At 33.7% G+C, this 25,179-nt stretch carries 25 protein-coding genes; 14 read left to right on the forward strand and 11 right to left on the reverse strand.

The features are described 5' to 3' along the window. Positions 1-26 precede the first annotated feature (26 nt). The 5 genes from BLT84_RS08725 to BLT84_RS08745 all read left to right on the forward strand — a co-directional run bounded on the left by BLT84_RS08725 (position 27) and on the right by BLT84_RS08745 (position 5,893). Complete coding sequence (locus BLT84_RS08725; RefSeq protein ID WP_091264629.1) at positions 27-1,109, forward strand: glycosyltransferase family 4 protein; 1,083 nt, start codon at positions 27-29, stop codon at positions 1,107-1,109. A gap of 61 nt (positions 1,110-1,170) precedes the next feature. Continuing rightward, a complete protein-coding gene (locus BLT84_RS08730; RefSeq protein WP_172822448.1) occupies positions 1,171-2,475 on the forward strand; it encodes an O-antigen ligase family protein in 1,305 nt (434 codons plus the stop codon). Continuing rightward, positions 2,432-3,445, forward strand: coding sequence for a glycosyltransferase family 4 protein (locus BLT84_RS08735; protein ID WP_091264632.1), 1,014 nt, complete (start codon positions 2,432-2,434; stop codon positions 3,443-3,445). The genes BLT84_RS08730 and BLT84_RS08735 overlap by 44 nt, the downstream gene beginning before the upstream one ends. Beyond that, a complete protein-coding gene (locus tag BLT84_RS08740; protein WP_091268159.1) occupies positions 3,445-4,458 on the forward strand; it encodes a glycosyltransferase family 4 protein in 1,014 nt (337 codons plus the stop codon). Before BLT84_RS08735 ends, BLT84_RS08740 begins: the two co-directional genes overlap by 1 nt. Positions 4,459-4,492: 34 nt before the next feature. Beyond that, positions 4,493-5,893, forward strand: coding sequence for a sugar transferase (locus tag BLT84_RS08745; RefSeq protein WP_091264635.1), 1,401 nt, complete (start codon positions 4,493-4,495; stop codon positions 5,891-5,893). A 7-nt stretch (positions 5,894-5,900) separates the two neighbouring features. Here the strand turns inward: BLT84_RS08745 and lnt are convergent, their stop codons facing one another. After that, positions 5,901-7,490, reverse strand: coding sequence for an apolipoprotein N-acyltransferase (lnt, locus tag BLT84_RS08750; RefSeq protein WP_091264637.1), 1,590 nt, complete (start codon positions 7,488-7,490; stop codon positions 5,901-5,903). A gap of 150 nt (positions 7,491-7,640) precedes the next feature. On the opposite strand from lnt, the gene BLT84_RS08755 reads away from it, so the two are divergent. After that, positions 7,641-8,408 (forward strand): CDP-alcohol phosphatidyltransferase family protein, encoded by a 768-nt coding sequence (locus tag BLT84_RS08755; protein ID WP_091264642.1) that lies wholly within the window; start codon positions 7,641-7,643, stop codon positions 8,406-8,408. A gap of 73 nt (positions 8,409-8,481) precedes the next feature. Here the strand turns inward: BLT84_RS08755 and lptB are convergent, their stop codons facing one another. Genes lptB through BLT84_RS08775 form a run of 4 tightly spaced genes read right to left on the reverse strand, consistent with a single transcriptional unit; the run spans position 8,482 to position 11,421 of the window. Then, entirely contained in the window at positions 8,482-9,222 is a 741-nt protein-coding gene (lptB, locus tag BLT84_RS08760) for an LPS export ABC transporter ATP-binding protein (RefSeq protein WP_034890288.1), read from the reverse strand. A 48-nt stretch (positions 9,223-9,270) separates the two neighbouring features. Then, positions 9,271-9,627 (reverse strand): carboxymuconolactone decarboxylase family protein, encoded by a 357-nt coding sequence (locus tag BLT84_RS08765; protein WP_034890290.1) that lies wholly within the window; start codon positions 9,625-9,627, stop codon positions 9,271-9,273. 4 nt (positions 9,628-9,631) lie between these two features. After that, positions 9,632-10,456, reverse strand: coding sequence for a twin-arginine translocase subunit TatC (gene tatC, locus BLT84_RS08770; RefSeq protein WP_091264645.1), 825 nt, complete (start codon positions 10,454-10,456; stop codon positions 9,632-9,634). Then, entirely contained in the window at positions 10,456-11,421 is a 966-nt protein-coding gene (locus BLT84_RS08775) for an SIS domain-containing protein (protein ID WP_091264647.1), read from the reverse strand. The genes tatC and BLT84_RS08775 overlap by 1 nt, the downstream gene beginning before the upstream one ends. Before the next feature lie 82 nt (positions 11,422-11,503). Between BLT84_RS08775 and BLT84_RS08780 the strand changes: the two genes are divergently transcribed. Together BLT84_RS08780 and BLT84_RS08785 are read left to right on the forward strand one after the other, a co-directional pair. Continuing rightward, positions 11,504-13,702, forward strand: a complete 2,199-nt coding sequence (locus BLT84_RS08780) for a RecQ family ATP-dependent DNA helicase (RefSeq protein ID WP_091264651.1) — start codon at positions 11,504-11,506, stop codon at positions 13,700-13,702. Positions 13,703-13,874: 172 nt separating this feature from the next. Further along, positions 13,875-14,807: a peptidylprolyl isomerase gene (locus BLT84_RS08785; RefSeq protein ID WP_091264654.1), complete on the forward strand. Its 933-nt coding sequence runs from the start codon at positions 13,875-13,877 to the stop codon at positions 14,805-14,807. A gap of 59 nt (positions 14,808-14,866) precedes the next feature. Here the strand turns inward: BLT84_RS08785 and BLT84_RS08790 are convergent, their stop codons facing one another. Both BLT84_RS08790 and BLT84_RS08795 read right to left on the reverse strand, forming a co-directional pair. Further along, entirely contained in the window at positions 14,867-15,514 is a 648-nt protein-coding gene (locus BLT84_RS08790) for a peroxiredoxin (RefSeq protein ID WP_091264657.1), read from the reverse strand. A gap of 103 nt (positions 15,515-15,617) precedes the next feature. Beyond that, entirely contained in the window at positions 15,618-16,175 is a 558-nt protein-coding gene (locus tag BLT84_RS08795; protein WP_091264661.1) for a thioredoxin family protein, read from the reverse strand. Positions 16,176-16,240: 65 nt separating this feature from the next. On the opposite strand from BLT84_RS08795, the gene BLT84_RS08800 reads away from it, so the two are divergent. Further along, the gene (locus BLT84_RS08800; RefSeq protein WP_091264665.1) at positions 16,241-16,699 is read left to right on the forward strand and encodes a DUF962 domain-containing protein; all 459 of its coding nucleotides are present in this window, start codon (positions 16,241-16,243) and stop codon (positions 16,697-16,699) included. A gap of 1 nt (position 16,700) precedes the next feature. After that, positions 16,701-17,036 carry a tRNA-binding protein gene (locus tag BLT84_RS08805; protein ID WP_091264666.1) on the forward strand — a complete coding sequence of 112 codons (336 nt, stop codon included), beginning with the start codon at positions 16,701-16,703 and terminating at the stop codon, positions 17,034-17,036. Here BLT84_RS08805 and BLT84_RS08810 read toward each other — a convergent pair. The 4 genes from BLT84_RS08810 to BLT84_RS08825 form a co-directional block, all read right to left on the reverse strand. Next, complete coding sequence (locus BLT84_RS08810) at positions 17,033-17,731, reverse strand: potassium channel family protein (RefSeq protein ID WP_091264669.1); 699 nt, start codon at positions 17,729-17,731, stop codon at positions 17,033-17,035. The two genes, BLT84_RS08805 and BLT84_RS08810, sit on opposite strands and share 4 nt — an antisense overlap. 11 nt (positions 17,732-17,742) lie before the next feature. Next, entirely contained in the window at positions 17,743-19,524 is a 1,782-nt protein-coding gene (locus BLT84_RS08815) for a TrkH family potassium uptake protein (RefSeq protein ID WP_231929274.1), read from the reverse strand. A gap of 353 nt (positions 19,525-19,877) precedes the next feature. Then, complete coding sequence (locus BLT84_RS08820; RefSeq protein ID WP_034890314.1) at positions 19,878-20,258, reverse strand: PUR family DNA/RNA-binding protein; 381 nt, start codon at positions 20,256-20,258, stop codon at positions 19,878-19,880. A gap of 72 nt (positions 20,259-20,330) precedes the next feature. Next, the gene (locus BLT84_RS08825; protein ID WP_091264671.1) at positions 20,331-22,088 is read right to left on the reverse strand and encodes an ABC transporter ATP-binding protein; all 1,758 of its coding nucleotides are present in this window, start codon (positions 22,086-22,088) and stop codon (positions 20,331-20,333) included. Positions 22,089-22,222: 134 nt separating this feature from the next. Between BLT84_RS08825 and BLT84_RS08830 the strand changes: the two genes are divergently transcribed. The 4 genes from BLT84_RS08830 to yajC all read left to right on the forward strand — a co-directional run bounded on the left by BLT84_RS08830 (position 22,223) and on the right by yajC (position 25,173). Continuing rightward, complete coding sequence (locus tag BLT84_RS08830) at positions 22,223-23,323, forward strand: Glu/Leu/Phe/Val family dehydrogenase (protein ID WP_091264675.1); 1,101 nt, start codon at positions 22,223-22,225, stop codon at positions 23,321-23,323. An 80-nt stretch (positions 23,324-23,403) separates the two neighbouring features. Then, the gene (gene nusB / locus BLT84_RS08835) at positions 23,404-24,348 is read left to right on the forward strand and encodes a transcription antitermination factor NusB (protein WP_034894248.1); all 945 of its coding nucleotides are present in this window, start codon (positions 23,404-23,406) and stop codon (positions 24,346-24,348) included. Positions 24,349-24,393: 45 nt separating this feature from the next. Next, a complete protein-coding gene (locus tag BLT84_RS08840) occupies positions 24,394-24,858 on the forward strand; it encodes a DUF1573 domain-containing protein (RefSeq protein ID WP_091264679.1) in 465 nt (154 codons plus the stop codon). A gap of 18 nt (positions 24,859-24,876) precedes the next feature. Further along, the gene (gene yajC, locus BLT84_RS08845) at positions 24,877-25,173 is read left to right on the forward strand and encodes a preprotein translocase subunit YajC (protein ID WP_034890323.1); all 297 of its coding nucleotides are present in this window, start codon (positions 24,877-24,879) and stop codon (positions 25,171-25,173) included. Positions 25,174-25,179 lie beyond the last annotated feature (6 nt).

A 25,179-nucleotide genomic window follows, 5' to 3' on the forward strand; every position in this document is an offset into this window, starting at 1 on the left:
ATGATCTTTAAAAAGTCTATAAAACCATGAAAGTTCTTCAACTAATAGATTCTTTAAGATTAGGTGGAGCAGAGAAAATGTCAGTTTCCTATGCCAATGCTTTGGCAGAAAGAATTGAGGGTTCTTTTTTATGCTGTACCCGTTTGGATGGTTTTTTAAAAGAAGAATTGCATACTACGGTTAATTATGTTTTTTTGAATAAAAAGAGCATTTTAGATACTAATGCCATCTTCAAATTAAAGAATTTCATTAAATACCATAATATTGATGTAGTACAAGCGCATGGAAGCTCATATTTCATTGCTAGCTTAGTAAAAATGTTATGGCCAAATTTTAAACTTGTTTGGCATGTACATAACGGAGCTAGTGAGCAAATGAATTTTTTTGAATTGAATACTCTAAAATTTCTTTCTCGCTTTTTTGATGGTATTATAACCGTTAATATATCTTTGAGTAATTGGGCAAAAGAGAATTTGAATTGTAAAAATGTAATCGATTTGCCGAATTTTGTTTTGAATAATTCTTCTTCGAAAGTTGGAGATCTAACTTTAAAGGGAGAAGCTGATGCATTTAAAATTATTTGTGTTGCAAATTTAAGACCTGAAAAAGATTACTCTAATCTTATAAAAGCTTTTAAGGAATTTGCTAAAAATAAGAATGTTAGTTTGCATATTATAGGAAATGATCTAGACACTTTATATTCTGAAAAAATATTGAAAGAATTAGAAAATTCAGGAACTAATAAAAAGATGTTTTACTACGGCTCTAGGAGAAATGTAATTTTTTTACTTAAACAGGCAGATTTAGGGGTGATTTCCTCAAGGTCGGAAGGATTACCAGTAGCACTTCTGGAGTATGGTTTGGCAGGTCTCTGTGTGGTTTCTACAGATGTAGGGCATTGTAAAGATGTAATTAAAAATAATGGTATAGTTGTAGGAAAAGAAGATCACATCTATTTGTCCAAAGCATTTAACACTTACTACTCTAATAGAGAATTAGCGAAAACTGATGCTTTGAAATTCCATAATGATATCACTAAAAAATATTCGCCAAGTACAGTAGTTTCCAGATTAATTGAGTTTTATAATTCAATACTAATAACTAATTAGATAAGCTATAAAAAGTTTTACAAACATTGGTTACCTCCAGATATTAGTTGCTCATATTTTTATGGGATATCTGGTCTATGCTTACAGGCCATCTGCCTCTATCCTTTTACTAGGGACAATGGTTTTCTTCGTGTTCTATATAGTTCTTAAGGATAATAAAAATAATGAAGCTTTAATGGCTGCAGCATATATTGCTGGGGCAGAAGTATTTTATAGAATGAATGGAGCCATGGTTTTTTATGAAACCGGGAAATATTCGGTAATAATATTTTTGGTGTTAGGTATGTTCTACAAAGGGACATCTTCTAAAACAGTACCATATTGGCTCTATTTATTGATTCTAATTCCTGGGATCATAATGGCCTCCATAACTTTAAATTATGATGTGGTTTTCCGTAAAGCCATAGCATTTAATTTAAGTGGGCCGGTTTGTTTAGGGGTTAGTGCTTTGTACTGCTATTATAAAAAAATTAGTGCTGATCAATTCAATAATTTGATAATACTATTATTGATGCCTCTAGTAGCTAATATGACTTATCTATATTTTTACACACCTAATATTGGCGAGGCTTTAATGAGTGGAACTGGATCTAATTACGCAGCCTCTGGAGGGTATGGACCTAATCAAATCTCAACAGTGATGGGCTTGGGTGCTTTTTTAGCATGTTCACGACTTTTTGTCGTAAAAAATAAAATGATCAATTTAATAGATTTGATAATTTTTGGGATGATGTTCTTTAGAGCAATGGTTACCTTTTCTAGAGGAGGAGTATTAACAGGTATCATTTGTATAATTGCCTTCGTTCTTATTTTCTATCAAAAAAAGATAGGAATAGATCAAGTAAAACTACTAAGAAAATCAGGTATTTTTTTTGGAGCTTTAATAATTATTTGGATGTATACTACACTAAAAACACAAGGATTAATAACGTATAGATATACTAATAGAGACGCTGCCGGAAAATTAGAAGATGACATTACAACAGGTAGAGCAGAACTTATTGAAACCGAATTGCAAGGATTTTATAATCACCCTATAATGGGAGTAGGGGTTGGTAAAGCTAAAGAGTATCGGTCTGACGAAGTTGGTTCTGCAACTGCCTCTCACAATGAAATAAGTAGATTATTATCTGAACATGGATTGTTGGGGTTAGCTGCCATTCTAATTCTTATATTTGTACCCGTAGTATTTTGGTTTAAATTCAAGAACAATTATTATTTTTTAGCTTTCTTAGCATTTTGGTTTCTAACCATAAATCACTCTGCTATGAGAATAGCTTTGCCCGGTTTTGTGTATGGCCTTGCATTATTATATATCGTAGATGAAAAAAAGAATCCTGTATATAGGAAACGACTTAACCATTAACAGCTTTACAGCTACGTATATATCCTTTTTTAGCAAAGTGTTGAAGAAAGAGGGCTATGCCGTTAGAACTGCGTCTAATAAAAATAATAAGGCTTTACGTTTATTAGAAATGTTAGGTCTTATTATGAAATATCATAAGTCTACAGATGTGGTTCTTATAGATACCTATGGAGCGTTAAATTTTTATTACGCTTATATGGTAGGAAAAGCGTGCCAGTTTTTCGATCTTGAGTACATACCTATACTGCATGGAGGAAATCTTCCAGAGAGGATAACACATTCTCCAAAATTTAGCAAAAGTCTATTTGGAAATGCGAAGATGAATGTAGCTCCTTCAAAATTCTTATACGATGTCTTTGTAAATGCGGGTTTCTCTAATACGCAGATCATTCCAAATTCTGTAGAATTAAAAAAATATCCATTTAAAAATAGATTAGAATTTAACCCTAAATTATTGTGGGTACGGAGGTTTCAGAATAGATATAACCCAATGATGGCGGTTGAAGTTTTGGAGCAATTAAAGCAACACTTCCCAAAAGCTTCGCTATGTATGGTTGGGCCTGAGAAAGATGGTGCCTTGGCTAAATGTAAGGCATTCGCAGAAAAGAATAATCTTGACGTGAAATTTACAGGAAAACTTAGAAAAAAAGAGTGGGCAAAATTATCTGTGAATTATGATATTTTCTTGAACACTACTAATATAGATAACACCCCTATTAGTGTAATAGAAGCTATGGCACTGGGTTTATCCATTGTATCTACAGATGTTGGTGGAATGCATTTTCTTATTGAAAATAATAAGGATGGTTTATTGGTTCCTTCTCATAATAAGGATAAAATGGTCTCTGCAATTTTGTATCTTCTAAACAATCAGAAGAAAGCTAATCTTATGACATTAAATGCTCGGGAAAAAGTAGACAATTTTGATTGGGAGCTTATAAAAAATAAGTGGAATTTATTACTCCAGTAATGAAGCCAAGCATTATTTATATAGGTAATAAGGTTTCAAATTCACAAACTAATCCCACTACCCATAATAAGTTGGTAGAAAACCTGACTGCAGAAGAATTCAAAGTTTTTTCAGCTTCTTGTAAAACCAATAAAATAATTAGGCTTTTAGAGATGATATGGGTGTTTCTTAAAAATAGATCCCAGTCTAGTTATGTTCTTATTGATGTGTATAGTACTCAAAATTTTTGGTACGCAGTGATATTGAGTAAGCTTTCTATTTTTTTTGAAATAAAATATATTCCCATTTTACATGGCGGAGATCTCATATCTAGATTTAATAGATCAAAAAAGGCAAGTACCTCGCTTCTAGCTAAAGCTTTTGTTATTGTTTCTCCCTCAAAATATCTTAAAGAGGAGGTGAGCGGTTTAGCATTCAATAATGTAGTATATATTCCAAATTCACTAGATCTTAAGAGTTACAAATTTAAGCTTAGAAAGGAGTTGCGTCCAAAATTGTTATGGGTAAGAGCTTTTGATGAGATATACAACCCTATGATGGCTATTAAAGCATTTCAATTGATTCTTGAAAGGTTCCCTAATGCTCATCTCTGTATGGTGGGTCCGGATAAGGATGGTACTTTAGAGATTTGTAAAAAATATGCTCTTTCAAACAATTTGAACATTACTTTTAAAGGAAAGTTGAAAAAGGAAAAATGGATACAACTCTCAGATGATTTTAGCATCTTTTTAAATACCAGTTTTATTGATAATATTCCCGTGAGTGTTTTAGAGGCGATGGCCCTTGGTCTTCCTGTTATTTCAACTAATGTAGGGGGAATCTCATATATTATTGAAGGCGGGAAAAGTGGTGTTTTAGTGAATGCTGGTGATGAGGTTGCTATGAGTAAAGCTATCTGTTATCTTCTTGAAAATCAAGAGTCGGCACAGAAAATAAGTTTGGATGCCAGGTTAAATTTGGAGAATTATAGCTGGGAATCTGTTAAAAATGAGTGGTTGAAAATACTAAACTGAAAATAATTATATTTAAGTCCCCTAACCGAATATAATGTCTAAAAATACCTCTGTACATTTTGAAATATCAGAGCGCAAAGTGCTGCTCAGAATTATCGATATTTTAGCGGTGCTTCTTACACTTAGCATTGTAGGCGTCATTTTTAATTTTGATTATTTTCAGGTCACTTCCTATAACTGGATCTGGACTTTTATGCTTGTCTTATATATAACTGTTTTTGGTAGTGTGTTTGAGCTGTATGACCTTCAGAAAGCGAGCAAATTTGAGAAAGTAGGGCAAAATATTATTTTCACAGCTTCTGTTACGGTTTTATTCTTTATTCTTACGCCATTCTATACGCCAAGTCTACCAGAAAATAGATTGCAGATCCTGTTCTTTTTTCTGGCTATTGTAGGTGCGCTTTTACTTTGGAGATTCGCATACATTACTATTATTTCTGCACCTAGGTTTTATAAAAAGGTCTTGTTAATAGGTAATGCTTCAGAATTAGGTTTAATGGTAAAGGCGCTGCAAAAATCTGACCCTAATTACGCTATCGTTGGCTATATAAATACGTCTAAAGATGAAGTTATTTCTTTAGGAAACAAACTTATAGAATTTGTACCCAGACATCTATCTAGTACAATTAGGGAGGAAGGAATTACAGAGATTGTGGTGGCAAGTACCAATAATAATACAAAGGATGGAGTAGACTTAACTTTGCTTAAACAGTTGAATAATTTACTAATTCAAGGATTCTCCATAAAAGATTATATTCAGGTTTACGAAGATCTAACCCACCGCGTCCCTGTTCAATATATCGGGAAAGATTTTTATAAAGTATTTCTATTTAGCCGAAGTAATCAGAATAAGTTCTATTTGTTTTTTTTAAGGGTTTTTGATCTTATCTTTTCTCTATTAGGATTGATAGTATGCACAATTTTAATTCCATTTATAGCGGTAGGGAATTTGATAGGAAACCAAGGTTCATTGTTTTATTCTCAGGAACGGGTAGGGCAAAATGCAAAAAGTTTTAAAATTTTAAAATTTAGAACAATGCCAGAAAATTCTGAAAAGAATGGTCCGCAGTGGACAGAAAAGAACGATGCTCGTATTAAAGGTTTTGGGAAGTTACTTAGGCGAACAAGATTAGATGAGTTTCCTCAATTCTTTAATATTTTAAAGGGAGAGATGAGTATAATTGGTCCAAGACCAGAGCGGCCTATATTCGTTAAAGAATTATCAAAAATGATTCCTCTCTATAAAACAAGACATATTGTTAAACCAGGACTTACGGGATGGGCGCAGGTAAAGGCTAATTACGGTTCTAGTCATGACGATAGCTTAGAAAAACTTCAGTATGATCTGTATTATATAAAGCATAGAGGTTTGTTCTTAGATCTGGATATTATGCTTAAAACCTTAAGTGCTGTGATATTTTTTAGAGGTCAGTAGGTTTTAGTTATTTCCTACTCTTGGTATGTTTTATAAAAGAGAAAGCAAAGATTATAATTCCAATTAAAATTGATATTCTGGCAATATAATCTCCAAACCTTACATAAAATGTTTTTTCAGAATTTAAAGTGATTTCGCTCTTTATGCTACCTCGTTCTTCATAAGGTAAGCTTTTAGTGATCTCTCCTTTAGGAGTTATAAAAGCAGAAATTCCGGTATTAGCACTTCTAACTACAGATCTTCTGGTTTCTATAGCACGAAGTCTGGCATAACTTAAATGTTGTTTATGGCCTTGCGTATTGCCCCACCACGCATCATTGGTGATTATGCTTAAAAAATTAGCACCATTTTTAATATAACCGGTTACATATTCTCCATAAACAGATTCATAACAAATTATAGGCGCGGTCTCCATATCATTATTTAATGCAAATGCCTCTCTGTCTTTTTGAGTGGTTTTCATTGCGACGGTTCCACCAAGATCTATCATTACATCTCCTAAAATTGGCTTAAGTACACTTTGATATGGAAAATTCTCAACACCAACCACTAATTTAGATTTGTGATATAGTTGTGTACTATCTTGCCCATTTATTAAAAATGCCGAATTATAATCGTCATACCAATCATTCTCACCTATTTGATTGCTTTGCTTTCTTACCATTCTAGGGTCATGAAAACGTTCGTAAAATGAGATACCGCTTAAGAAGTTTGTTTTAGGATATTTTCTTAAGATCTCTCTGGAAAAGTAATCAGCTTCAGAATTTGAAAATTTAGACAATACTGTACCATCAGCAAAAACAGTTTCTGGAGCTACTATTAATGCTGTGTTGTCTGTAACCTTCTCCTCGCTTAACTCTAAAAGTAATTGTCCAATTCTAGCATCGTTTGTATTGTATTTCTCTGTATAAGGATTAATATTTGGTTGTAGAATTACAACTTCCATTTTATCCTTCGCTTCCGCATAAGTATTAAATAAATAGAGCGAGATTCCTATAGGCAAACCAATGATCAATAAGATCTTTAATGCTCCTCTATAAATAACCTCTTTCTGCTGAAATTGAACATAGGTTAGTATTAATTTGAATCCTGCCATGTTTGCCAGCCAGATCCATAGGGTGCCTCCAAAAGTACCGGTATATTCGTACCACTGAATGATCTTTGGGTATTCTGAAAACCCATTACCGAGATTTAACCACGGCCATGAGAATTCCCATCCTAAATGAAGTTTTTCGAAAGCTATCCAAATGCATATTAAAAATGCGGTGGAAGCTCTAAAATTCGTTTTTTTAGCTACAATATGATAAATAAGAAATACCACAGCCATCAAAAGGGAATTTACCGTAATGGCGAAGATTCCTCCAAATGCAGTAGAATTGTATAGCCAATAAGTGGTAAAGATGTTCCAAATCAAAAAACTAACATAAGAAAGGCCTAAGACCTTTAATTTTATATAGCTTTTTTGGGAGTTTCTAACTTTATATTCAGCATAAAGTAATGGGATAAAGGCAAAGAAAAGTAAAAATGGAAATCCGTAAGTAGGCCAGGCTAGAGCCAATAGAACCCCGCTGCTAAGAGTTAATAATAAGTTCTTCATAAAGAGCAATTCTCCTCAAAAATAACAATTTGAAGAGGTATAACGTCAGAAGAAAGTTAAAAACTTATAAATTTTGACATGCACCTTCATTAAATTGCATAGCTTAATCTATCATTCAATTACTTTAGTATTTTTACTGAAAAATATCTTATGGCTTTAAAACGACATATTCCTAATATAATTACACTTTTAAATATGCTATGCGGAAGTATAGCGGTGATCTTTGCAGTGCAGGGAAACCTTATAATGGCAGCTATGTTTGTAGGGTTGGGAATATTTTTTGACTTTTTTGATGGTCTTGCTGCTAGAAGTTTAAATGTAAAAAGCGAATTAGGACTGCAGCTAGACTCTTTGGCAGATATGATCACCAGCGGATTGGTTCCTGGTATCGTTATGTTTAAATTACTGATAAAAGCGCTTCCCGGAGATTGGAGTACCTATACTGGCAGTTGGGAAAGTCATTCTGCGGCAAACTGGTTTGAATTCCCATTTCCATTATTAGCACTTTTTGGCTTACTGGTAACGGCTGCTTCAGGGTATAGATTGGCTAAGTTCAATATAGATGATAGACAGCTAGATTCTTTTATAGGACTACCAACCCCGGCAAATGCATTATTAATTTTAAGTTTACCCTTAATTTTGGCTTTCCAGCCGCATCCTATTGCAGTAGCTATCATTTTAAATGAATGGTTCTTAATTGGATTAACTTTGGTAAGCTGCTATATGCTCAATGCGGAAATCCCTCTTTTCGCGCTCAAATTTTCTGATTGGTCTTTTGCGCCAAATAAAGTGAGATATTTATTCTTAATTTATTGTGTGATATTACTGGTCTTACTTCAATTTATAGCTATACCCATAATAATAGTAAGTTATGTTCTATTATCATTAATTATAAATAGGAATACTACTGCAATGTAAAAGATGAAAGTCATGTAAATAAAAACCCGTCTGAATTAAATTCCAGACGGGTTTTATATTTATACCAATTGTTCTATTGAAACAATTTCTTCTTTCTGAGTTCAAAATTCTGACCTAAGTACACTTTTCTTACCATTTCATCTGCAGCCAATTCTTCTGGCTCCCCATGTTTTAGAATACTTCCTTCAAACATCAAATACGTTCTATCTGTAATGGCCAGAGTTTCTTGAACGTTATGATCTGTAATTAGAATTCCAATATTCTTGTCTTTTAGCTGAGCAACAATTCTCTGAATATCTTCTACCGCCACAGGATCTACTCCGGCAAAAGGTTCATCTAGTAAGATAAAACTAGGATCTGTAGCCAATGCACGGGCAATTTCTGTTCTTCTTCTTTCTCCACCACTTAAAAGATCTCCTCTACTTTTTCTAATATGATTAAGTCCAAATTCTTCAATTAGGGATTCCATTTTAAGATGACGTTCTTTCTTGGAGAGCTTAGTAAGTTCCAGAACACTCATAATATTGTCTTCAATACTCAGTTTTCTAAAAACGGAAGCTTCCTGTGCTAAATAACCAATACCATACTGTGCTCTCTTGTACATGGGGAACTTGGTTATTTCCTGTTTGTCTAAGAAGATCTTTCCACCGTTAGGTTTAATTAGGCCCACTATCATATAAAAAGAAGTTGTTTTTCCGGCACCATTAGGTCCAAGCAAACCAACGATCTCTCCTTGATTTACTTCAACATTAATGCCTTTTACAACAGATCTTCCTTTGTATGATTTTACTAAATTTTGGGCAACTAATTTCATATAAGTATTTGTAAGACTAAGATAAAGACTTTTTTTAAGTCTGCAGCTTTATGATATTTTTTCCTTATTCTCTAGAGCATCCCAGAATTCGTAAGCTCTTCTAAGGTGAGGTATAACAATAGTTCCGCCAATAAGCGTTGCTATACTTAGTGCTTCCACAACTTCTTCTTTCTTTAGGCCTTCTTTATAAGACGTCTCTAAATGATACTTTACACAATCATCACATCTTAAAACAGTAGATGCTACCAAGCCTAAAAGCTCCTTAGTTTTTACATCTAATGCTCCAGGTGCAAATGCATTGGTATCTAAATTAAAGATCCTTTTAATAATTTTATTATTATCATTAAGGATCTTATCATTCATACGCTCACGGTATGAATTGAACTCATCAACTTGATCTATCATAAACTTAATTACTTAATTTTTCTTCTTCTTTTTTATAAACTAATTTTGAAATAAAAATACTTACCTCGTAAAGTATCAATACCGGTATTGCTACAATGATCTGGCTCACAATATCTGGTGGAGTAATAACTGCAGAAATTATTAAAACAATTATCAACGCATATTTTCTATAAGTTCTTAAGAACTGTGGGGTTAGAACGCCAACTTTGGTTAGAAAGTATATGATTATTGGCAGCTCAAAAATAAGGCCACTAGCAATAACAGAAGCTCTAACAAGACTAATGTAGCTGCTAAGATCAAATTGATTTAAAACCTGATCACTTACCTGATATTTACCAAGAAAATTGATAGATAGCGGAGTGATCACATAATATCCAAAAAGTACTCCTATAAAAAATAGGAAAGATGATATTATAATAAATCCACGAGCATTTTTTCTTTCGCTTTCTTTTAAAGCAGGAGCTGTAAATTTCCATAGTTCATAAAGAACATAAGGAAAAGCGATAATGAAACCAGCAGTAATGGCTACCCAAATATGTGCAGAGAACTGTCCTCCCATGGTTCTACTCTGTATCCCGAAATTCATTACAGTGTCACAAAATCCACCGTCTATTCCCACAGAAGTAGAAATTCTACAGAGGATATCGTATGTCCAGAAATCTGGATGACTTGGGCCAAATAAGATATGATCAAAAATGAAACTCTTTAAAAAGAATGCTACGGTAGCAGCAATTATAACTGCAAGGGTAGCACGAATTAAATGCCATCTTAAATCTTCTAAATGATCTAAAAACGACATTTCGTCGTTGTGGTTCTTTACTTTTGCCATTATATAATACCTTCTCTAATAAGATTATGAATATGAACTACTCCAGCATAATTACCATTTTCTTCGGCAATAAGCTGCGATATTTTATTTTCTTCTAATACATCTAAGGCATCAATAGCCATAGCATCATTATTTATAGTTTTAGGCTTACTGCTCATAATATCTGCAGCAGTTAGATGCAAAAAAGAGTCGTTATTTCTTAACATTCTTCTTATATCACCATCGGTTATAATTCCAATCACCTTGTTATTGTCTATTACAGCAGTAACACCTAACATTTTTTCAGATATTTCTACAATCACATCTTTAACATTGGTAGTTGCTAATACCATTGGTTTAAGATTTTGTGATGTTATATCACTAACCCGTAAATATAGCTTTTTACCCAAAGCTCCACCAGGATGATATTTTGCAAAATCTTTGCTTGAAAATCCTCTTAGATTTAGCAGGCAAACGGCAAGGGCATCACCTAAAACAAGTTGTGCGGTAGTACTTGTAGTAGGAGCAAGGTTATTAGGACAAGCTTCCTTTTCTACATACGCATTTAATACAAAATCAGATTGCAATCCTAGAAATGAATCTGGATTTCCGGTAATTCCAATAAGCTTATTATGAAAATTCTTTATGAGAGGAACCAAAACTTTAATTTCTGGAGTATTTCCACTTTTTGAAATACAGATCACCGTATCATCTGGTAAAATTGTGCCCAGATCTCCATGAATAGCATCTGCAGCATGCATAAATATGGACGGAGTACCTGTGGAATTAAGAGTAGCAACAATTTTGGTAGCAATAAGGGCGCTTTTTCCAATTCCTGTAATAATTACCCTACCTTTTGAGTTATATATGTATTGAACTGCGTCTGCAAAGTCTGAGGTTAAAAGATCACCTAGATTTGCTATAGCTTTCGCTTCAATGGATATAGTTTCTTTGGCTACTGAAAGAATTTTATCTTCAACTTTCAAATTTGTAAAATTTTGATTGGCGATACTAAAGAAATACGTATCTTTATTTGTGCAAATGTATGTAAAATTGTAACACAATTGAATGAGTTCTACGGAAATCGATTTACACCAACAACTTAAAAAGTACTTTGGATTCAGCCAATTCAAAGGTCTTCAGGAACAAGTAATCACAAGTATCGTCAATAGGCAGAATACCTTTGTGATAATGCCTACCGGTGGTGGTAAATCATTATGTTATCAGCTGCCAGCATTAATTGAAGAGGGAACAGCAATTGTTGTGTCTCCTTTAATTGCTTTAATGAAGAATCAGGTAGATGCCATTAGAGGGATCTCCTCAGAGTATGGTGTTGCTCACGTTTTAAATTCTTCACTTAATAAATCTGAAGTCAAAAGAGTAAAGGAGGATATAGTTAATGGGGTTACTAAACTCCTCTATGTAGCTCCGGAATCTCTTACTAAAGAAGAGAATGTGGAGTTCTTAAGAACTGTGAAAATATCTTTTCTGGCGGTAGATGAAGCACATTGTATAAGTGAATGGGGCCATGATTTTAGGCCAGAATACCGTAATCTTAGACATATAATAAAGAGAATTGGAGATAATATTCCCATTATAGGACTTACTGCTACGGCAACGCCTAAAGTGCAGGAAGATATTCTTAAAAATCTTGGGATTACAGATGCTAATACGTTTAAGGCTAGTTTTAATAGGCCTAATCTGTATTATGAAATAAGGCCAAAGACCAAGAATGTAGATTCAGATATCATTCGTTTTATAAAACAAAATTTAGGGAAATCTGGAATTATCTACTGCCTTAGCCGAAAGAGGGTAGAAGAATTAGCACAAACACTTCAGGTAAATGGAATCTCTGCGGTTCCATATCATGCCGGATTAGATGCAAAAACCAGAATTAAACATCAGGATATGTTTATTATGGAAGATGTAGATGTTGTGGTGGCCACCATTGCTTTTGGAATGGGGATAGATAAGCCAGATGTTAGGTTTGTAATACATCATGATATTCCTAAAAGCTTAGAAAGTTATTACCAAGAAACTGGGAGAGCTGGTAGAGATGGTGGAGAAGGACATTGTCTCGCTTTCTATTCTTATAAAGATATAGAAAAGCTTGAAAAATTTATGAGCGGTAAGCCTGTAGCAGAGCAAGAGATAGGTCATGCCTTGTTGCAAGAAGTTGTAGCTTATTCAGAAACATCGATGTCCCGAAGAAAATTTTTACTACATTATTTCGGTGAATCTTTTGATGATAAAACTGGTGATGGTGCTTCTATGGATGATAATGTAAGAAATCCAAAGAAAAAGAACGAAGCTCAAGAAGATGTAGCATTGTTGCTAAATACCATTAAGGAAACCAAGCAACTTTATAAGGCTAAAGAAGTGGTGAATACCATGGTTGGAAAAGCGAATGCTCTTATTGTTTCTCATAAAACAGATGAGCATCGACTATTTGGTAAGGGAAAAGATAAAGATCCTAAATACTGGATGGCCCTAATAAGACAGGTCTTGGTTGCCGGCATGCTCAAAAAAGATATAGAAACTTATGGGGTGGTTAAATTAACTCCAAAAGGTAAAGATTATATTAAAAGTCCATCATCTTTCATGATGACAGAAGATCATATTTTTGATAGTACTACAGAAGCAGAAATTACTGCCCCTAAATCTAATGCTGCGAGTGTAGATGCGCAATTAGTAAAAATGCTTAAAGATCTTCGTAAAAAGGTTGCTAAAAAATTAGGGGTTCCTCCATTTGCAGTTTTTCAAGATCCTTCATTTGAAGATATGGCGCTTAAATATCCAATAGATATTGAAGAGCTTAGTAATATTCATGGAGTAGGTGAGGGGAAGGCTAAAAAATTTGGAGAGGATTTCGTAGCGCTTATCAGTGATTATGTAAAGGATAATGATATTGTTAGGCCCGATGATCTTGTTGTTAAAACTACTGGAGCCAATAGCGGACTAAAATTGTACATAATTCAGAATGTGGATAGAAAATTGCCTCTAGATGATATAGCATCGGCCAAAGGAATGTCTATGAATGATTTTATTAAGGAAATGGAAGCCATAGTTTATAGTGGTACTAAACTTAATATAGATTATTGGATAGATGAAATTCTGGATGACGATCAACAAGAGGAAATTCATGAATATTTTCTAGAAGCAGATTCAGATAAGATCGAAGTTGCTTTAGAGGAATTTGATGGAGATTACGATGATGAAGAATTGCGTTTGTATAGGATTAAATTTATTAGTGAAGTAGCTAATTAATTCGATTAAGATCATAGAAATTTTATGAAGGTATAGGAGTGGTTAGATCTATTAATAGAATTGGCTAAATATCTCTATCTGAGACCATTTTTATTCTTAAATTCTAGCTAAGCCTTACTGCTTACTTTTTCAAATCCTTATCTTTGCAGAATTAATTATAAAAAACTGCGACATGCAAGACGGATTATACGCAAAATTCAATACTAATAAAGGAGAGATCCTAGTCCAATTAGAATTTGAGAAAACACCTGGCACAGTTGGTAACTTTGTTGGATTGGCAGAAGGGAAATTAGACAATAAAGCAATTCCTCAAGGCAAGCCTTATTATAATGGTTTGAAATTTCATAGAGTTATTCCAGATTTTATGATCCAAGGGGGAGACCCTAAGGGAAATGGAACTGGTGGGCCTGGTTACAACTTTGCAGATGAGATTCACCCAGATCTTACACATGACGCTCCAGGTAAATTATCTATGGCTAATGCAGGTCCTGGAACCAATGGTAGTCAGTTCTTTATAACACACACAGCAACACCTTGGTTAGATGGTAAACATACTGTTTTTGGAAGTGTAATAGAAGGTCAGGACGTAGTAAATGCAATTGCACAAGGAGATAAAATTGAATCTCTAGAAATTTTAAGAGTTGGTACTGCAGCTGAAGGTTTTAACGGAGTTGAAGAGTTTAGAAGTTTTAACGGAGCTAAAGAAGACAGGGAAGCTGCTGCGAAAATGCAACAAGAAGAACTTTTAGGAGAACTATCTCAAGGTTTCGCAAAAACTTCTAGCGGATTAAGATATAAGATCGAAGAAAAAGGAGATGGACCTAAAGCAGAAAAAGGTAAAACTGTTTCTGTGCACTATAAAGGAATGCTTCCTGATGGAAGTGTTTTTGATTCTTCTTATAAAAGAAATGAACCAATAGACTTTCCTTTAGGACAAGGTCATGTTATTGAAGGGTGGGATGAAGGTATTCAATTACTAAGTGTAGGAGATCAAGCAAGATTTGTTATACCTTCTCATTTAGCATACGGAGAAAGAGGTGCAGGTGGAGTTATTCCTCCAAATGCAACTTTAATATTCGATGTTGAATTGGTAGCAGTTAAATAAGTTTCTATAACTTTAAATACAAAACCTCCTTTATTTTAATAAAGGAGGTTTTTTTGTAGTTAACTATTTTTAAGTTCAGGCTGTGGCGTGAGTCTTAAATAAGGCTTTATTTCTTTAAAGCCTTTTGGAAACATCGTCTTGGCATCTTCATTCGAAACCGATGGACTAATAACCACATCTTCACCATTCTTCCAGTTTGCTGGGGTGGCTACTTTATTATAAGCGGTTAACTGTAACGAATCTATTACTCTTACCAGTTCATCAAAATTCCTTCCAGTACTAGCAGGATATGTCAACATAAGTTTGATACTTTTATCTGGAGCGATTATAAATACAGATCTCACGGTAAGAGTATCATTAGCTTTAGGATGCATCATATCATAAAGATCTGCTACTTTCCTATGTTCATCTGCTATAATTGGGAAGTTTACTGTAGTGTTTTGAGTTTCATTAATATCTTTTATCCAATCTTTATGAGACGCTACACCATCAACACTTAAGGCAATCATTTTAACATTGCGTTTGTCGAACTCTGGTTTATATCTAGCAGCAGTACCAAGTTCTGTAGTACATACCGGTGTAAAATCTGCAGGATGAGAGAAAAGAATTCCCCAGCTCTCTCCTAAATAATCATAAAAGTTGATTTTTCCTTCTGAAGTTTCTGCATCAAAATTTGGTGCTTTATCTCCTAATTTTAGTGTGCTCATAGAATTATTATTTTTTGTAAAATATATATCCTAAAGTTAAGCATTAATGAATTGGAAGGCTGTTAAGGTCTTATCAAATTTGCAATATAGCAATAGAGAAATGTTATTTTTTCCACTTTATGGAACATCCAACACTGGGCTTCTGTAGCATAGAAACCTTTCTGTTATTTATAATTGCATCTAAAGCTTCTCGTATGCTTCGTCCATTTAATGAGATCCCATTGCCTGGTCTTGAGTCATCTAATTGTCCGCGATAGATCAATTCTAGATCCTGATCAAAAAGAAAAAAATCTGGGGTGCAAGCAGCATCATACTCCTTGGCAACTTCTTGCGTTTCATCAAAGAGATATGGAAAAGAGTAATTATACTTTCTGGCATTTTCTACCATTAATTTAGGATCGTCTTCAGGATAGGCTACAGTATCATTACTCATAATGGCAATAAAACTAAAACCGTGAACGCGATAATCATTGGCAACTCTTACAATTTCATCATTAACATGTTTTACAAAAGGGCAATGATTACAAATGAACATTATCATGGTTCCATTTTCTCCTCGAAGTTGTTCTAGACTTAAACTATTCTGACTTATTACATCATAAAGCTTAAAATTTGGAGCCTTTGTACCTAATGGGAGCATGGTAGATGGAGTGAGAGACATTCTGAAATATGGTTTAGATTACTAGGATAACTACTAAATTAATATCTTTAGTAAAAATACAGATTATGAAGCGTTTAAATGAATGGTTTGAAGAATATTCTGTAAGTCATCAAAATCAAACCAATCAATACATTCATTATATATGCGTGCCGGCAATATTCCTTTCTATCGCTGGTTTATTTATGTGTATACCTGTCTATTTTTTGGAAGATCTTTTAAAAGGTGATCACCCAGTATTTGAAAATTGGGCATTGGTTGTTTTTATATTTGTACTCATCTTTTATTTTAGCCTCTCTGTAAAAATGGGGTTAATGATGGCTGTTTTTGGATTTCTATGTTTGGTAATTAATTATCTTATTTCACTTATAGCCCCGTTATGGATTGTTTCACTTACAATTTTTGTTCTTGCATGGATAGGACAGTTCTACGGACATAAAATTGAAGGTAAGAAGCCATCCTTCTTAAAAGATCTTCAGTTCTTATTAATTGGTCCGGCGTGGGTACTTTATAAATTATTTAAATAGTATGGAAATAAACTGGAACGATTTTGAAAAAGTGGAGATGCGAGTAGGAACTATCATTAGTGCAGAAGTATTTCATAAAGCTAAAAAGCCAGCCTATATTCTCAAAATAGATTTTGGCGATGAATTGGGGATGAAGCGATCTTCGGCACAGATCACCACGAGATATACTATTTCAGATCTTGAAGGAAAACAAATAATAGCAGTGGTTAATTTTCCTAAAAAGCAGATAGCAAATATTATGAGCGAATGCCTGGTACTAGGAGCTGTAGGTCCAAATAATGATATTGTTCTACTCAATCCAGATCACAAAGTGGAAAATGGATTAAGAGTAGGTTAGTTATCAGCTTTGTTTTCTAACAATAGTTTTTTAATATCAGAATTTTTCCCGTATAGCACCATAATATCATCCGGATGTAACACGGTTTCTGAAGATGCTACACCTTGTACTTCAGATTCCTGTGTAGTAACACCTAGCATATTTTCATTAGGTATCATTCTAATGGTAGTAAGAACTATGATATTATATGCTCTTCTAAGGCCAATTTCCTGAAGTGTTTTACCTTCATATCTTTTAGGAACCTTAATCTCTACGATACTAAAATGTCCTGTAAGTTCAAAAGAATCTACCACTCCATGAAGATTTAATTTCTTGGCCCAACGCTCTGCAGTTTCTTCTTCAGGATGTATAATTTCATCTACTCCCATTGCCTGTAATACCATTTGTTGTAAAGGAGTGACAGCTCGGCTAATTAATCGTTTCACCTTTAGCTGCTTCATTAGTGCGGTAGTCATAATAAGAGCTCCTTTATCTTCACCAATAGCAACAATAACAATATCTGTATCTTTTAAAGGTAGGTGTGAGACCGCATTAATATCTGTAGAATCCAAACAAATTGCGTGGGTAATCTTATCTTTAAGAGCTTCCACTTTATCCATCTTAAGATCAACTCCTATAACTTCATTTCCCATTTTTGTAAGCTTTTCAGCAAGGGATGAGCCAAAATTTCCGAGTCCAATTACTATATACTTCATGTGGTGATCTATTAGTTTATCAAGATTTCTTCTGTAGGATACTTATAATTTAAGTGTCTTACTCTACGTAACATTGCTATTAATATGGTAAGCATACTTACCCTTCCTATAAACATGGTTGCTATTAAAACCATTTTACTAGGGTCTGATAGTGCTGAGGTTATTCCCATGCTAAGACCTACCGTACTATAAGCAGAGAAACATTCAAATGCTATTTTTAATAAGTTTTGATCAGAATCGAAGGAAACGATAAGAGAAATAGCTATTCCTATAACCATAAGCGAAAGAGAAATAATAGCGAATGCTCTTCTTACAGAAATATCGGCAATCTCTCTTTTATACAATTCTATTCTATCTTTACCTTTTGCTAGGCTAAAAAAGTTAAGTGTTGCAATAGCAAACGTGCTTGTTTTAATACCACCCCCGGTAGATGCGGGAGACGCTCCAATCCACATTAATAGGAAAATTAACATGAGCGTTCCAAATCTAAGATCTGCATAATCTATACTATTAAAACCTGCGGTTCTAGGAGTAGCAGCACCAAAAAAGGCGGTTACTATTTTACCGAATTCAGTATGAGCAGCAAGCGTATTATCATATTCTAAAGCATAGAAACCTATACTACCACCAATAAGTAACACGAAGGTAGAAAGTAATACTATTCTGGTATTCATATTAATAACCCAAGGTCTGTGTAAGCATCTCTCATTTTTTCTTAGAGGTAGAACCCTATTAATAATTAAGTGCTTAAAATAGGTGTAGACGTTTAACACTATTGGAAAACCTAATCCTCCTAGAATAAAAAGTAAGGCTAATATGATGTGCAAGGGATAATTAAATCTAAATCCGGGTTCGTATAAACTATTTGCCAATGTAGAAAATCCCGCATTACAGAAGCTGGAGATGGTATGAAAAGTAGAGAAGAACAATTTAGATCCAAAACCAGTTACGCTCTTACCAAGGCTAAAGAATATTAGAATCCCACCAATAAATTCTATGGTAAACGTGATGAGCAATATCTTTTTCATAGCAGAGAATACTTCTCCTATCTTTTCTGAATTTGTCATATCACGCATCATAAGTTGCGTCTCATAACTACTTTGTCCTCTAAAGAAATAACTAAAATAAGTTGCAAAGGTCATGATACCGATACCTCCCAATTGTATCAACACTAGAATAATGGTTTGTCCGAATTGAGTGAAATAGCTTCCGGTATCTACAACTATCAATCCTGTAACGCATACTGCACTTGTAGATGTAAAAAGAGCATCTATAAGAGATATTCCAGAATGAGTGGCATTAGGTAGTAACAGGAGGAAAGTACCAATTAAGATAATTCCAAGGAAACTAGTAATAAACAGTTGTGCCGGATTAAAATACTGTGTTTTAAAATCTAATCTCAATGAAGAAAATTCTCTAATAAAATAGAGAAAGACTGCCAAGTATAGCCATCCTTTTTTATTGAAGAATCCAAGGTCTGCTACCAGTAGATCTGTCCTTATGATTATTAGGAATACAAACAATGTAAGTATAATAATATCTATTACTTTTACCTTGAAGCCGGGGTGCTTGCCAGAGAAGATATATCTTAAACCAATAGATATGCAGCCAACAAAAAGTGCTGAAAGATACATTGTAATTAAACGCTGTGCTGTAGTATCACTTTTTTGAAACCCCAAGTCGTAAAATACAAGAATTACGGAGATAAGACTCAACCAGAACGATATGCGCTGAATGATATGCGTAAATCTAGGCGACCATTGAAAAGACTGGATATTCTCTATCATTTTCATCTTAACCGATTTCCTTTGAAAGTATTTGATCTTCTAGAACTAAAGAATGATCAAAATTGTTTGTGTGATTTGCTACTAACCTAAGAGTAGTAGATATAAATAGCTGATAAAAAGAATTTAATAGAGTATTTAAAGAATCAGAAATATTCAATGCATGAATCATTTAGAATTACATGCAAAATTAAGTAAACTAAAAGAAGTAATTAGTTAAGATTTGAATTTATTACTGTTTCCTCCTCAATAAGATGTTGTTTGCAATAATATAAGGGATATAGCAATGTTATATATTTATTATTAGAATAAAAAAACCGCCTAGATTGCTCTAGACGGTTATAAAATATTATTGAAGTGGTTTAAATATCTTCAAAACTAATATCTGTAAATTTATCTGGAGAAGTGCTAGAATGAGATTCTACTTCTTCTTCCTGATATTCTTTTTTGAAATCTTTTTGGTGCTTATCGCTAATTACTTCTTCACCTTTTTCTTCCACTATGTAATCTGTCATTTCATTAAGGATCTCTGTGAATCCTTCAAAATCTTCTTTATACAAGTAAATTTTATGTTTTTTGTAATGAAAAGATCCATCAGCATTCGTGAATTTCTTACTTTCTGTAATAGTAAGGTAATAATCATCTGCCTTGGTAGCTCTCACATCAAAAAAATAAGTGCGTCTTCCTGCTCGTAATACTTTAGAGAAAATCTCATCTTTCTCCATCATTCCATTTTCACTCATAAAATAAATCTTTATAGTTTTTTTAAAGTACGCCCAAAAATCTAAAAATTTTTAACATTTCGCAACAAATTTTCACATTTCTTTTTCACTTAGCTGTTTTGCGTAGAGCTCTTTGTAATAACCATCAATCTCTATTAACTTTTGATGAGAACCTTGCTGAACGATTTCTCCATCTTCAAGAATTATAATATTGTCTGCATTTTTAGCAGAAGATATTCTATGACTAACAATTATAGTGGTCTTATCTTTAGATATTTTGAAAAGATTATTTAAAATTTCCTCTTCAGTTTCTGTATCTACAGCAGATAAACAATCATCAAAAAGAAGAATTTGAGGATCATGTATAATTGCCCGTGCAATTGAAACTCGTTGCTTCTGTCCTCCAGAAAGTGTAATTCCACGTTCGCCGAGTACAGTGTCATAACCATGTGTAAAGCCTTTAATGTTTTTATGCACTGCTGCATTTTTTGCAGCTTCAATTACTTCTTCATCTGTAGCAGTGGTTTTTCCAAACCTTATGTTATTCTTAATAGAATCACTAAATAAAAATGCGTCTTGGGGCACGTAACCAATAGAATTTCTTAAACTATATAAGTTTAGATCTCTAATGTTCTTTTTATCAATAGCTATTTCTCCTGTTTGAACATCATAAAGTCTTCCTATTAATTCTAAGATAGTAGATTTCCCGGAACCTGTTTTACCTATAATTGCTAAAGTCTCACCTCTATTAACGCTAAAAGAAACATTTTTAAGAGCCGTAATATTTGTATCTTCATAAGTGAAGCTCACATCTTTAAACTGAATATCACCATTGATCTTAGAAACTGTTGGTTCTAAATTCTTTATTTGAGGTTCTTCCTTTAAAAATTCATTGATACGTTTTTGAGAAGCTTCTGCTTGTTGAACTATAGAGGTAACCCAACCTACAGTGGCAACAGGCCAGGTAAGCATATTCACATATAGCAGAAATTCTACTATCACTCCAATATTTTCAATTTCTCCATTAATTACTTGCCTTCCTCCAATAAAAATAACCAAGGTGTTACTAAGACCTATTAGCAGTACCATCATAGGGAAGAAAAAGGCTTGAACCTTTACCAGATCCAGATTCTTTTCTTTACTCCCGTTAGATAATTCAATAAAATTAGAATTTGTTTGCTGTTCTAAGCCGTAAGATTTTATTACAGAAATTCCGCTAAAGCTTTCTTGTGTAAATGTGTTTAATTTTGAAAGGTATTGTTGTACGATGGTACTTCTCTTATGAATGGCAACGCTTAATTTATAGATAGCGAAAGAAAGAATAGGTAAAGGAGCTACCGTATATAAAGTAAGAAGGGGTGCTGTTTTTACCATATACCAGATCACAATAATAAAAAGCGTTAGAGTGGTAACACTATACATAATTGCCGGTCCCAGATACATTCTTACTTTGGAGACATCATCACTTATTCTATTCATTAGATCTCCCGTACGATTCTGTTTGTAGAAATTTAATGAGAGTCTTTGGTATTGATTGTAGACTTCATTTTTAAGATCGAATTCCATGTGTCTGGAGATAACGATAAAGATCTGTCTCATTAAAAATGTAAAAAACGCAGAAACAAGGGTGGCGCCAATTATTAAAGTGATATTATAAAAAAGTTCACTTCTTAATATGGCTGCATCGGTAATTTCTCCATTTACATATTTTTCTATAGTGCTGGTGGAATTACCAATAAATTGAACCGGATACAGTGCAAATATTCTGGCAACAACGGTTATAAGTAGGCCTAAAATTAATTTCCACTTGTATTTAAGGAAATATTTATTGAGGTGCTGTAATTCTTTCATTTAAAAAACTTAATTCAATTCTTGTGAGATTCGCAATTTATGTCGGCATTTTTTCCCATAACTTAAAATATTAATTATTTTTGTAGTCTGATTTTCAGAAAAACAAAAAAATTTAAATCTTAAATTTTCAATTTATGCAGGTTGACGTTTTAAACGCAAGTGAACTTAAAAAAGCTGCACCGGTATTCGGACAGCTATCCTTTGACAACCACGAGCAAGTGGTTTTTTGCAACGACAAAGATACAGGTTTAAAGGCAATAATTGGTATTCATAATACGGTTTTAGGTCCTGCTCTTGGAGGTACTAGAATGTGGAATTATAGCACTGAGTGGGAAGCGTTGAACGATGTTCTTAGACTTTCTAGAGGTATGACGTTTAAAAGCGCTATAACCGGATTGAATCTTGGTGGTGGAAAAGCAGTTCTTATAGGCGATGCTAAAACACAAAAGACACCAGAACTTATGCGAAAATTTGGAGAATTTGTACATTCTCTAAGTGGTAAATATATAACTGCAGAAGATGTAGGAATGGATACAGAAGATATGGATACAGTAAGAGAGGTTACTCCTTACGTAACTGGTATCTCAGAATCTAAAGGGGGTGCAGGTAATCCATCTCCAATTACTGCATATGGTGTGTATATGGGAATGAAAGCTGCTGCTGGATTTAAATATGGAAGTGATAAATTAGAAGGGAAAAAGATATTAGTGCAAGGTATTGGGCACGTTGGAGAAACTTTGGTAGACTATCTTGTAAAAGAAGGTGCGCAGGTTTTTATTAGCGATATCAACCAGGCTAGATTGCAAGAAGTAAGTGCACAGTACGGAGCCAGTATTTTTGTGGATGATGTATATAGTGCAGATGTAGATATTTACGCTCCTTGTGCTTTAGGGGCTACAATTAATGATGATACTATTAATAGAATTAAAGCAACTGTAATTGCAGGAGCTGCTAACAATCAATTAGCAGATGAACTTCGTCATGGTAAGATACTTCAGGATAAAGGCATCGTATATGCTCCAGATTTCTTGATCAATGCAGGTGGAATTATAAATGTTTATGCTGAATTAGAAGGATACGATAAAAAAGAGATCATTCGTAAAACTGAAAATATCTATAATACAACCATGGAGATCTTAAAGACAGCGTCTTCAAAAGATATTACCACACATTTGGCTGCATTGAAAATTGCACAACAGCGAATAGATGACAGAAAAAGCCAGAATTTGAACTAACAAGTTTGAAATAAATACTATTTTTGCAAGGCGAAAGAAATCTCTTTCGCCTTGCTAATTTTATAAGTTCTTTTACACCTATGTTAACCAGAAGACATATCCGAGTTAAAGTAATGCAATCCCTATATGCATTCACCCAAAGCGATAATCAAAATTTCAATACGGAGGAGAAGTTCCTTTTAAAAAGTATGGATGAAATGTATGATTTATTCCTGCTTATGTTAAAATTGATCACCGAGATCAAGGTATATTCAGAAGACTATCTGGATAAATCTCAAAGAAAATTTCTGGCTACTAAGGAAGAAATAGATCCCAACAGAAAATTTATTAATAATAAAGTTATCCAGATCCTGGAGAATAATATCAATTTTAAAGAAGAAATTGAGAATAGGAAGCTAAACCACTGGAGCAAAGATAGTGAGTATGTAGCTCTTCTTTGGGAGGAGATCATGAATAGCTCAGCTTTTGAAAGTTATATGGCTACCAGAGAGTCTAGCTTTAAAGAAGATAAGGATTTTGTGATCTTGCTTTTAAAAGAATTTATTGCTCCTAATGATAAGTTGTATGATTATATAGAAGATACAAAATTAACTTGGTTAGATGATCTTCCTTTAGTGAATACGGCGATCCTAAAATTCCTTAATAAACTTAAAGAAGGTGCTTTAGAAGAGACAAAACTACCTAAGTTGTTCAAGTCTCCTGAAGATAAGGAATTCGGGATTCAATTATTTAGAAAAGTTTATCTAAATGATGATGAATTAACCAATGAAATGGAAGGCAAGACTCCAAATTGGGACAAAGAGCGAATAGCAGAGATCGATACCGTTCTTATTAAGATGGCTATTTGTGAATTCTTACATTTTAATTCTATTCCTGTTAAAGTTACAATTAATGAATATTTGGAGGTTGCTAAAGAATATAGCACCCCTAAAAGCAGCATTTTTGTGAATGGAGTTTTAGATAAATTATCTAAAGAGTATCAGGAAGGAAAGAGATTAAATAAAATGGGTAGGGGATTGATGTAGTTTAGAATTTTTGTATTTTTAACGTTCAATTTAAATTAACTAATTATGAAGAAAGGTATCTTATTGATAGCAGCCTTTGGAGCAATGATTTTTACCTCCTGTAAAGATGATGCCTCTAGTAAGGTAAAAGCAGAAAATGTAGAGACAGCTGCAGAACGTGATGCAGAGCAGGTGTACTATCCTGAAATGAAATTCGAAGAAGAAGAATTTGACTTTGGAAATATCGCAAAGGGTACTAATGTAGAGCATGTCTTTAAATTTACCAACATAGGTAAAGCTCCGCTGGTAATTACAAATGCAACTAGTACATGTGGTTGTACTGTGCCTTCTTATCCTCACAACGAATCTATTGCTCCTGGAGAGCAAGGAGAAATGACCGTTCTATTTAATGGATCTGGTCAAGGTCAGGTAACAAAAACAGTAACCGTTTCTGCAAATACAGAAAAAGGTTCAGAACAATTAAGAATCAAAGCTTTCGTAGAATCTGATGGGACTAACCCAGAAGGATAAAAGCTTCTAAATAAATTTATGGAACAGATAACGCAGTTTGCCCCAATAATACTAATGTTTGTAGTGGTGTATTTTTTTATGATACGTCCACAAATGAAAAGAGCTAAACAGGAAAAAAACTTTGCAGCAGCTCTTAAAAAAGGAGATCGTGTAGTTACTAAAAGTGGTATGCATGGCAAAGTGATTGATTTTAGCGAAAAAAATAACACTATTATTATTGAAACCGGTGCAGGTAAAATTACTTTTGATCGTTCTTCAGTTTCTATGGAGATGAGCAAGAAGATGAATGAACCTGCTGTTATTGAAAAAAAATAAGAAAAC

The organism is Gillisia sp. Hel1_33_143, from assembly GCF_900104765.1.
Classification (GTDB): Bacteria; Bacteroidota; Bacteroidia; order Flavobacteriales; family Flavobacteriaceae; genus Gillisia.